Below are 11436 nucleotides of genomic sequence, written 5' to 3'. Positions count from 1 at the left end.
ACCCCTCAGATGCCTCGGCGTAAAACGCGGCCAAAATTGGTTTGTCTTTGCCTGAATCCAATTTTCACAATAGCCTAAATGTGCCATGTTTTTCCCATCATTGTCAAGCGGAAACTTACCCTCGCCCTCTGGCAAATCCCATATTGGAGAAGACAAATCCAGCCTTTGTCACCCTTCTCCAACAAACGGGAAACTGCTGCACAAACTCCTTGCCCTACACCCTGTGAGCAAAAACAGTGCCGGATATGCAAACCCTCTTGCAATCCCACATTGCTCCAGTCAAACTCCTGCCTCTGCCACCCCTGCCACACTGCCAAGGGAGTGCACAAGCTTGGCAAATTTTGCTGTACAAAGCGGATGCGTACCGTTATTCTCCCTGGGATTTAGGCAGGAGATGGGATAAAAGTGTGCTTTCCTGTCTCTATTGCCCAATTCCCTGGATTGGCCTCTCTGGAAACATGAATATGCCCTCTACGCCCTTCAAAGGTATCATTCTCGCCGGCGGATCTGGTACACGCCTTCACCCTCTGACGATAGCCGTCAGTAAGCAACTTTTGCCGGTGTACGACAAACCCATGATCTATTACCCGCTCTCCATCCTGATGATGGCTGGCATCCGGGAAATCTTGATCATTACCACTCCACAAGATCAAGCCGCCTATAAAGCGCTGCTCGGCAACGGCCAGCAATGGGGACTCTCCCTGGAGTATGTCATTCAGGAGCGTCCCGATGGTTTGGCGCAAGCATTCCTCCTCGGTAAGTCCTTTATCGGCGCAGATCCGGTTTGCTTGATTCTGGGAGATAATATTTTTTACGGTAAAGGTTTGATCAGTCTTCTGCAAAACTCTGCGCAACAGACGCAAGGGGCGACTGTTTTTGGTTATTATGTCCGCGACCCGGAGCGTTATGGGGTGGTCCACTTTGACAAGGATGGCAACGCCCTGGGCATCGAGGAAAAACCGAGCCAGCCTAAATCCCATTATGCTGTGACCGGCCTCTATTTTTACGATAACGATGTGGTCTCTATCGCCGAAACCATCAAACCCTCTCCCCGTGGCGAATTGGAAATTACTGACGTTAATAAAACTTATCTTGCACGTGGCACCTTGCGTGTCGAACGGATGGGTCGCGGCATCGCCTGGCTCGATACCGGCACCCCCGGATCTCTCGCCGATGCCACCAGCTTTGTCAAAGCCATGGAAGAGCGCCAAGGTTTGAAAATTTCTTGCCCGGAAGAGATTGCCTACCGCATGGGCTTTATCACTGCCGACCAACTGACCCATTTGGCGCAACCTCTGCGCAAAAGCGGCTATGGTGACTATCTGCTGCATATTCTGAAAGAGGGGTGATTCCAGCCATGTCTTTTGAATTTATCCCAACCCGCCTCCCTGAAGTATTGCTGATCAAGCCACGCATCTTTGGTGATAATCGCGGTTTTTTTCTGGAATCCTGGCAACGGGATAAATTTGCCGTCGGCGGTATCACTCTTCCCATGGTGCAAGACAACCTCAGCGAATCGACACAAGGGACTTTACGGGGCTTGCACTATCAAATTCAGCAAGCACAAGGCAAACTGGTTCAGGTGCTTGCCGGTGAAGTCTATGATGTGGCCATCGATATTCGTCGTCACTCTCCCACCTTTGGTCAGTGGGTCGCTGAAAGACTCTCTTGGGAAAACAAGCATATGCTCTGGGTTCCCCCCGGTTTTGCCCATGGTTTCTACGTTCTCTCGTCCACGGCACTGTTTACCTATAAGTGTACCGATTTTTATGCCCCACAGTATGAGCGCTCCATTCTCTGGAACGATCCCGATCTGGCCATTCCCTGGCCGCTGGTGAATGGCAATCCTCCGGCGCTTTCGCGCAAGGATGAAGCAGGATTGCCGCTTGGCCAAGCTGAGGTATACCCATGAAGGTGCTATTGCTGGGTGCAGAGGGACAAGTGGGACGTGAGTTGCGGGAAACCATTCCTGCCGGTATGACTGTCACTGCAGCAGGCCATAATCTTTTGGATATTACGGATCTTCCTGCCCTGCAACAGGCTCTTAAAGAGATTCAACCCAACGCCATCATCAATGCTGCTGCTTATACCGCCGTCGACAAAGCGGAAAGCGAACGGCAACAAGCCTTTGCCGTCAATGCCGAAGGTCCGGCCAACCTGGCATTGCTTGCCGAGGAATATGATATTGATCTCATTCATATATCGACTGATTTTGTCTTTGATGGCCGTCAAGGCTCTCCCTATCGCCCCGAATCGCCCACCAATCCTGTCAGTGTCTATGGCGCCAGCAAACGCGAAGGGGAGCGGCAAATCTTGGAAATTCGTGGCAGCAAAGCCTTGATTGTACGCACCTCCTGGGTTTACTCCTCTTATGGCAATAATTTTGTCAAAACCATGCTGCGCCTGATGCGGGAAAAAACGACCCTTAATGTCGTCAGCGACCAGATTGGCTCTCCCACCTGGGCCAAAGGGTTGGCATCGGCCCTCTGGAAAATGGTGGAGTTGCGCCTGACTGGCATCCACCATTGGAGCGATGCCGGAGTGGCCAGTTGGTATGATTTTGCCCAGGCCATCCAGGAAGAGAGTTTGTCGCGTGGCTTGTTGCAACGATCCATTGTCATCCAGCCCATTCCCACCGCTCTTTATCCCACACCTGCCAGCCGACCACCTTATAGCGTATTGGATAAAACCGCTACTTGGCAGGCTCTGGGCTATAGCGCCAACCATTGGCGCACCTCCTTGTGTAACATGCTGCAACGGATTGGAAAACATGGCTAATCTATTGGTTACCGGCGCTGCCGGTTTTATTGGTACCAATTTTGTCCGCTACTGGCTGGAGCACTATCCAGAGGATCGTCTGGTTGGCCTTGATGCCCTGACCTATGCCGGTTGTCGCCGCAATATGGATGCGTTGCGTCACTACCAGCAATTTCAGTTTATCCACGGCGATATTGGCCACTATGAGAACATCTGTCAGATTTTGCGCGAGCAACAGATTGATACTCTGGTCCACTTTGCTGCCGAGTCGCATGTCGATCGTTCCATCCATGGTCCAGACACCTTTATCCAAACCAATATTCTTGGCACCCATAGCCTGCTGAAGGCTGCCAAAACGGTCTGGCTCGATGAACAACCTGGTCTTATTCATCGCTTTCATCATGTCTCCACCGATGAGGTGTACGGCTCCCTGGGGCCAGAGGATCCCCCTTTCAGCGAGACGACACCATACGCGCCCAACTCACCCTATTCCGCCAGCAAGGCTGCCTCCGACCATTTGGTGCGCGCCTATCATCATACCTATGGTCTCTCCACCACCGTCAGCAACTGTTCCAACAACTATGGCCCTTACCAATTTCCGGAAAAGCTGATTCCGTTGATGCTGGTCAACATTTTGAATAATAAACCTTTACCGGTTTATGGCGATGGTCTCAATGTGCGTGACTGGCTCTATGTTGAGGATCATGTGCGGGGCATTGAAAAGATTTTAAGTGCTGGTATTGTCGGCGAGGTCTATAACATCGGTGGCAATAATGAATGGAAAAATATCGACATCGTGCATCTGCTCTGTCAGGAGATGGATCGTGCCTTTGCCGAACGCAGCGAATTGGCTGCCCGCTATCCTTTGGCTCCCCCGGCCAATGGTCAACCCTCAACAAGCTTGATCACCTATGTCCGTGATCGTCTTGGACACGATCGACGCTATGCCATCAATGCCAATAAAATGGCCTATTGGCTGAATTTTAATCCAGATATAGCCTTTGCCTCCGGCCTGCGCAAAACCATCGCCTGGTATCTGGATAACGAATCCTGGTGGCGAGAATTATTGGCCCGTGCGGCTCCATGAGCATGGAGTCGCTTTTCTCCATTACCGCTGTTACGCATACACCATGCCTCCTCGTCCTAAACGCTCCTCAGTGCCGCACAGCACAGGTGATCCGGTAGCCAACCTGATCCGTCAAGGATTGCAATACCATCACTCTGGATCTCTGGCTGAGGCGGAACGCTGTTATCGCCAGGCTCTGCACAAACAGCCCAAACATGCCGATGCGCTGCATCTGCTGGGTTTTCTGCTCTCGCAACAAGGTCAGTTGTCAGAGGCCAAGGAGCTGATAAACAAGGCGATTGCAGCCGACAGCAAGCAGCCGCTCTTTTGGAATAATTTAGGTCTTGTATTGCGCCAGGAAGGAAAGCTGGAGGAGGCAGAACAGGCTTTTCGCCAAGCGCTGCACCTGCAACCCAAGCATGTCATCGCCCTGTGCAGTTTGGCCGATCTGCGCTCTCTGCAGCAACAGCGTGCCGAGGCTATCAGCCTGTATCGGCAAGCTCTGACATGGCAAGAAAACCTGTTTGAGGCACACAGCAACCTGGGCAATCTGCTGCAGGAAGAGGGTCAATTGGAGGAGGCCATCGCTTGTTATCAACAGGCTTTGGCGATTGAACCCGCTGCCTATGATGCCTGCAACAATATGGGTTTGGCTCGTCAAGCCCAACAACAGTATGCGCTGGCCGAAGAGTGTTTTCGTCACGCCTTACGCATCAAAGCGGATTTTCCAGCAGCCCTGAGCAACCTGGGCAATCTCCTGCAACATCAGCATCGACAGGAGGAGGCTCTGGCCTGCTATCAACAAGCGCTCGCCATCGATCCCCATTTTCACCCAGCATATGGCAACCTGGGCAATCTGTTGCGCGATCAGGGACGCTTGCAAGAGTCTATAGCCGCCTTGCAAGAGGCGGTACGTCTGCAGCCTCTGCTCTATGAAGGTCATTGCAACCTGGGCACCACCTTGGTGCGCGCTGGACGCATGCAGGAGGCGATTGCCTGCTTTCAACAGGCGCTGGCGATTAAACCCGATTTTCATCTGGCACGCAGCAATCTTGGTTTTGCCCTGCAAGATCAAGGAGATCTTCCTGGCTCGATCGATTGCTATCGTCAGGTAATCCGCCAACAGCCGCAACATCTCTCTGCCTATGGTTCGCTGCTCCACCAGGCGCTGCATCTGGGAGACTGGCAGGATTTTGCTGCCCTCTATGAGCGGATGATGCAGATATTTCACGCCGGTCAGCAGGAGATCAATCCCTTTTTTTTCATCTCACTCCCCTGCTCTGCCAGCGAACAGTTGCAATGTGCCCGTCGCTGGGCGGCACGCTATTATCCACCCCACCCGCCTCTGTACAATGCACCCCCACCCGCAAGCCGTCCAGAACGGCTGAAAATTGGCTATCTCTCCTGCGATTTTCAAGATCATGCCACGGTGCAGTTGATGGCGGAGCTGTTTGAGCTGCATGATCGGCAGCGTTTTACAATCATTGCCTACTCTTATGGTATCGACAGCAACAGCCAGGGCCGACAACGCATCATGGCCGCCTGTGACCGTTTTGTGGATCTGTTGCCCCTGTCGCATCAGCAAGCGGCTGAACAGATTCATGCGGATGGTGTCCATATCCTGGTGGAGATGAAGGGATATACCAAAGATGCTCGCCTGGAAATTCCCTCCTGGCGCCCTGCCCCTGTACAAATTGCCTGGCTGGGCTATCCGGGTAGTATTGGCAGCTCCTTCCTCGACTATCTGATCAGCGACCCGTTTATCACCCCTCCGGGCAGCGAAGAGCATTTTAGCGAAAAGATCATCCGCCTGCCGTACTGCTACCAACCCAATGATCGACAACGGGCGATTGCTCCCTGGCAGCCGACTCGTCAGGAGTGCGGATTGCCGGAACGGGGATTGATCTTTGCCAGCTTTAACAAAACCTATAAAATTCATCCCACCCTGTTTAGCGTGTGGATGCGCATTTTGGCTGCCATCCCGGAGAGCACGCTCTGGTTGTGGCAATCCAACCCCTATGCCGTTGAATATTTACGCCGGGCGGCTGAACAACAGGGAGTGGCGGGCGCACGTCTGCAATTTGCCTCTTTTCTGCCTACTGCCCAACATCTGGCACGCTATCGTCTGGTGGATCTGGTGCTGGATACCTTTCCCTGCAACTCCCACACTACCGGCAGTGATGCCCTGTGGGCTGGTTGCCCGATGGTCACTTGTGCCGGTGAGAGCTTTGCCTCACGGGTGGCCGGCAGTCTGCTGCATAATGTGGGTCTGGCAGAGTTGGTCACCAGCTCTTTGGCAGAGTATGAAGCGTTGGTCATCACCTTGGCCGGTGAGCCACAGCGTTTGCGTGCCTTGCGCCAACGCCTGCAGGAGAATCTGGCGCACGCACCGTTGTTTGATTCACCACTGTATACCAGCAGCCTGGAGGCTGCCTATGATGCCGCTTGGCAGCGCTATCAAGAGGGTCTGCCCGCTGACCATTTGCATCTTTCCCCACCTGCAGAAAGCACTTATACCGCACGCCACCACCACCGTCGTCAACCCTCCCCAGAAGAGCAGCCGAGTGTGACTCCAATCGATATATTGCAACAGGCTCTGGCCCTGCATCAAAGCAATCAGCTCGGCGAGGCCGAAAAGCTGTACCGGCAGATTTTGGCGGACAATCCCAACCATCCGGCAGCATGCCATCTTTACGGCTATCTGCTGCATCAACAAGGCGACAATGAAAATGCTGCCGAATGGATCCGCAAAGCGGTGGTTTTGCAAGCGGATGAGCCTTTGTTTCGCAACAATTTGGGCACTGTGCTCTTGGCCATGGGCGAGCGTCAGGAGGCGGTAGAGTGTTATCGACAGGCTCTGGCCATCCAACCCCATTTTGCCATGACCTTGTGCAATCTGGGCAACGTACTCTATGACATGGGCGAGACGGACGAGGCTCTGCAACTGTATCGCACCGCCATTCGCGAACAACCCGACTTTTATGCAGCCTATAACAGCCTGGGTAACGCATTGCAAAAAGAGGGCAATTTTCACGAGGCCATCACTGTCTATCAACAAGGGTTGCGGGTCAATCCCCACTATCCAGAAGCCTATAACAATATGGCGGCAGCACTGCAGGCATTGCAGCGTTTGGATGAGGCGATTGCCGCCTGTCGGCAAGCTTTGGAGATCAAGCCGGACTATCCAGAGGCTTATCGCAACCTGGGCAATATTTTATTGATGCAGGGGCGCAGTGATGAGGCGATTGCCAGCTATCGGCAGGCGTTACAGATTTATCCTGGCTACCGGGATGCCCATAACAATCTGGGCAATGCCCTATTGGGACAGGGTAAACTGCAGGAGGCCGCCGCAAGCTATCGGCAAGCGCTGGCCATCTCACCTGATCTCTACGAAGCACATAATAATCTGGGTATTGCGCTGCAGGAGCAAGGTCAGTTGGAGGAGGCGATTGCCTGTTATCGCCAAGCGATTGCCCTGAAAGCTGACTATGGTGGTGCTTTGGGCAATCTGGGGGTGGCGCTGATTGATCAAGGCCGACTGGATGAAGCTATCGCCTGTTATGAACAGGCGGTGGCCGCTGCTCCCGATGAGGCCAACCATCAAAGCGCTTTATTGCATCAAATGCTGCATTTATGTGATTGGCGGCAGTTTCATAGCCGCTATGAACAGATGATCCGCACCTTTTTGGCACATGACAAGGAGTGCAATCCGTTTGTCTTTTTATCGCTGCCCACCACGCCCGAAGAGCAGCGCCTGTGTGCCAGCCGTTTTATTCAACATCGCCATCCCACTGCCCGCAATTTAAGTGCCGGGCGCTCTTTTGCCGCCACTCCGCCCCGCCTTAAAATCGGTTATCTCTCCAGTGACTATCAAAATCATCCGGTGGCCTTTTTGACCGCTGAACTGTTTGAGTTGCATGATCGGAGCCGTTTTGAGATCACCGCCTATTCCTATGGCAGCGATGATGGCCGGGAGATGCGGCGGCGGATCATGGCGGCCAGTGACCATTTTGTCGATCTGCGCCCCCTCACCTATGAACAGGCGGCACAACGCATTGCCGATGATGGGATCCATATCCTGATTGAACTCAATGGTTTTACCAAGGATGCCCGCCTGCAGATTCCCGCCATGCGCCCTGCTCCCATTCAAATCAGTTGGCTGGGCTATTTGGGCAGCTCTGGCTCGCCCTTTATCGATTATATCCTCACCGACTCTTTTATCACCCCGGAAGGATATGAGCGGGATTTTAGTGAAAAGGTGCTGCGTCTACCGGAGTGCTTCCAACCCAACGATCGACAACGCACGATTGCCCCGACGCCGACTCGTGCCCAACGCGGTTTGCCGGAACAGGGCTTCCTCTTTGCCAGTTTTAACAAGAGCTATAAATTCAACCCAGATACCTTTGCGGTGTGGATGCGTCTTCTGCAACGGACTCCAGGCAGTCTGCTCTGGCTGGTCGCCTCCAACGCCTGGGTAGAGGAAAATCTCTGTCGGCAAGCGGAGGCCCATGGTGTAGCGCGGCAGCGCCTCTTTTTTGCCCCCAAAATGGAGCTGGCCGAATATTTGGCCAACTATCGTCTGGTCGATTTGGTGTTGGATACCTATCCCTATAATTCAGGCACCACCGCCAGCAATGCCCTGTGGGCGGGCTGCCCGATGCTCACCTGCTCTGGAAAAACCTTTGTGTCACGCCAGGCAGGAAGTCTCTTGACCCATGTAGGGCTGGGAGAGCTGGTCACCCACTCCCTGGAGGAGTATGAAGAGCTGGCGCTGCAACTGGCGCACGATCCAGAGCGTTTGTTATCTTTACGCCAGCGTCTGCAAAAGAATCTGGCCAGCGCCCCTCTGTTTGATTCACCCCGTTTTACCCGTCATCTGGAGTTGGCCTATCAAACCGTCTGGCAGCGTTTTAGCAGCGGTGCCGCTCCTGAGCATCTAACCATTCCCGCTCTGCCCCGCACCCGCACGGCGGTACCATTGCCTTCTGCTCGCTTGGCCACAACATCCATGATTACAACCACACCTCCTGCTCCCAGCCCTGCCAGCAATCCACTCACTCTCTCGGCTGTAGAGCTGGTGACACTGGCCGAACAATATAATGCCCAGGGAAATCTTGCGGCGGCTATTGAACTGTACCAACAGTGGTTGAACCATAACGAATCTGCGCACATTGCCTATGCCATACGTTTCAACTTGGGCATTCTGTATCAACAAACAGGGCAACTCGCCCAGGCAAAAGTGGCGTGGCAGAGGGTCATCGCCAGCCATCCGCAATTTTATCCGGCCCATATCAATCTGGCGGGTATCCTGGAGGGTCTGGAAGGGGCACAGGCTGCGGAAAACTGTTGGCTGCATCTTTTGACCTGTCTGCCCATCCAGCAAACAGAACAACAAGGTACGCTGCTCTCTGCCTGTAAACAGATTGCCCGTTTGACAGCTTCCCACAACACCCGCCTGTTTGCCGATGGCGCCAGTCGGGCCATTGAAGGCAAGCTGTCGGTTCCGGAGCTGATTCAATTGGCGACCCAGTTGAGTGACCAGGGTGCTGCAGCAAAGATGGTGGATCTCTATCGCATTTGGCTGACCTATAACGCCAACGATCCTTTGGCCCATGCCATCCATTTCAATCTGGGCACCTATCTCAGTCAAGGCAGTGATCTGCTGCTGGCACAAGTGGCTTTTCAAGAGGCTATTCGTGTCAATCCCGATTTTTATCCCGCCTATATCAATTTGGGTGGTTTGCTGGATCGTCTTGCCGCCCCACAGGAGGCGATTGCCTGTTGGCAAAACGTACTGGATCGTTTACCCCTGCTGCGTGGCGATACCATTGAATATAAATTGGCGGCCTTGAAGCAGATTGCCCGTGTCTCTACCGACCCGGAGCAGGCCGAAGAGGTGTTGCGGCAAAGTCTGGAGATCAACCCACGGCAACGGGAAATTATTCAGCAATGGGTCAACAAGCGGCAGGCACAATGCAAATGGCCGGTTCTGGAACCCTTTCCTTATTGCAGCAAAGCACAATTGATGCAGGGTTTTGCCCCTCTCTCTGCCGCTTTGTACAGCGATGATCCACTCTGGCAACTGGCCAATGCGGCCCATTACAACCATTTTGAGATTGGCAAACCCAGTCTGACCTTTTTGGACAGCCACGACTCTTTGTTGGCAAATGATGGGCAACAACCCTTGCGCATTGGCTATCTCTCCTCCGATCTGCGTGATCATGCGGTGGGCTATTTGACCGCTGAAGTCTACGAATTGCACGATCGACGCAAGGTAGAGCAGTTTCTCTATTATATCGGTATCGCCACCGACACCCCCTTTCACCAACGCATCAAGCGGGCTGCCGATCATTGGATAGATCTTTCCCAACTCTCTGATGAAGAGGCGGCACGACGCATGGTCGAAGATCGCATCCAAATTTTGGTTGATCTCAATGGCTATACCCACAGTGCCCGACTCAACCTGATTGCCATGCGCCCCGCACCCATCATTGTCAACTGGCTGGGCTATCCCGGCACAACCGGCAGCCCCTATCATAACTATATCATCGCCGACGAGTTTATTATTCCGCAACATCATGAACTCTATTATTCGGAAAAGGTGCTGCGTCTGCCCTGCTATCAACCAAACGATAGAAAACGACTGCTGGCAGAAGAGACTCCCAGCCGCCAAGAGGCAGGCTTGCCAGAAAAAGCGATGGTCTACAGTTGTCTCAACGGCGCCCAAAAAATCACACCGTTCATCTGGAAATTATGGATGGAGATTCTCCGCCAGGTTCCAGAGAGTGTGTTGTGGCTGCTCAATGAAGATGAAGCCATTCGCCAGCGCTTACGACAGGCTGCACAACAAGAAGGGATCTCGTCAGAGCGGTTGATCTTTGCGGAACGCAAACTCAACGCCGAGCATCTGGTACGCTTTCCTTTGGCCGATCTCAGCATAGATTCAGCGCCATATGGCTCACACACCACCGCCTCGGATGCGCTCTGGATGGGTGTACCGGTGTTGACTTTGGTGGGATTGGGTTTTGCGGCACGGGTCTGTGGCAGTCTGGTGCATGCGGCAGGTCTGGATGAATTGATCTGCCATGATGCGGCCAGTTATGTTGCAAAAGCGGTTGAGCTGGGACGCAATCGGGAAAAATTGTTACAATATCGAAGCTTTTTGCAGCAAAACCGCGACCGATGCACTCTTTTTGCCACGCCACTGCTGGTGGAGCGTTTGGAGGAGCTTTATGCCCACATGTGGCAAGAGTATCAGGGGGGGCGCCTTCCCCGACCGGATCTTGCCAATTTAGGCATCTATCAAGAGATCGCCATCGAACGGGATCAAGGGGGATGTGGTATCGCCGAAGAAAACAGCTATCGCGCCGACTATCTGGCGCGCTTGCGCGAGAAAAATCGGTATAGTTATATACGCCCAGACAATCGTTTATGGAAGGAGAAGGATAACTAATCATGACAAACGCATTTGAAAATCAATAAATTATTATGGAGGTCCAGGAGGAGATTATCTCCTCCTGGTGGGTGCAGGGCAAAGCCCCATAAGCGTTAACCTAACATCCCCAGAGTTGCCATCTGACGCTTTCGTTTCCTTGGTGAATCAGCAAGCCATT

Annotated in this window: 5 protein-coding genes; all 5 read left to right on the top strand. The window is 53.3% G+C overall.

Annotated elements, in window-relative coordinates:
- The first annotated feature begins 464 nt into the window (after positions 1–464).
- The 5 genes from rfbA to EJP87_RS00005 are packed head-to-tail and all read left to right on the top strand — an operon-like array spanning position 465 to position 11276.
- On the top strand, positions 465–1349 hold the full coding sequence (gene rfbA / locus EJP87_RS00025; RefSeq protein WP_130469847.1) for a glucose-1-phosphate thymidylyltransferase RfbA: 885 nt from the start codon (positions 465–467) through the stop codon (positions 1347–1349).
- Between the two features lie 8 nt (positions 1350–1357).
- Positions 1358–1912, top strand: a complete 555-nt coding sequence (gene rfbC / locus EJP87_RS00020; RefSeq protein ID WP_130469815.1) for a dTDP-4-dehydrorhamnose 3,5-epimerase — start codon at positions 1358–1360, stop codon at positions 1910–1912.
- Positions 1909–2778, top strand: a complete 870-nt coding sequence (rfbD, locus tag EJP87_RS00015) for a dTDP-4-dehydrorhamnose reductase (RefSeq protein ID WP_130469814.1) — start codon at positions 1909–1911, stop codon at positions 2776–2778. The genes rfbC and rfbD overlap by 4 nt, the downstream gene beginning before the upstream one ends.
- Positions 2771–3844 carry a dTDP-glucose 4,6-dehydratase gene (rfbB, locus tag EJP87_RS00010; protein ID WP_130469813.1) on the top strand — a complete coding sequence of 358 codons (1074 nt, stop codon included), beginning with the start codon at positions 2771–2773 and terminating at the stop codon, positions 3842–3844. Before rfbD ends, rfbB begins: the two co-directional genes overlap by 8 nt.
- 43 nt (positions 3845–3887) lie before the next feature.
- Complete coding sequence (locus EJP87_RS00005) at positions 3888–11276, top strand: O-linked N-acetylglucosamine transferase family protein (RefSeq protein WP_130469812.1); 7389 nt, start codon at positions 3888–3890, stop codon at positions 11274–11276.
- The last annotated feature ends 160 nt before the right edge of the window (positions 11277–11436 follow it).

The sequence above is a fragment of the Candidatus Magnetaquicoccus inordinatus genome (genome assembly GCF_004217665.1).
Lineage (GTDB): Bacteria > Pseudomonadota > Magnetococcia > Magnetococcales > Magnetaquicoccaceae > Magnetaquicoccus > Magnetaquicoccus inordinatus.
The sequence above is the reverse complement of the archived record's forward strand: the minus strand, read 5'-3'. Positions and strand labels throughout refer to the sequence as shown.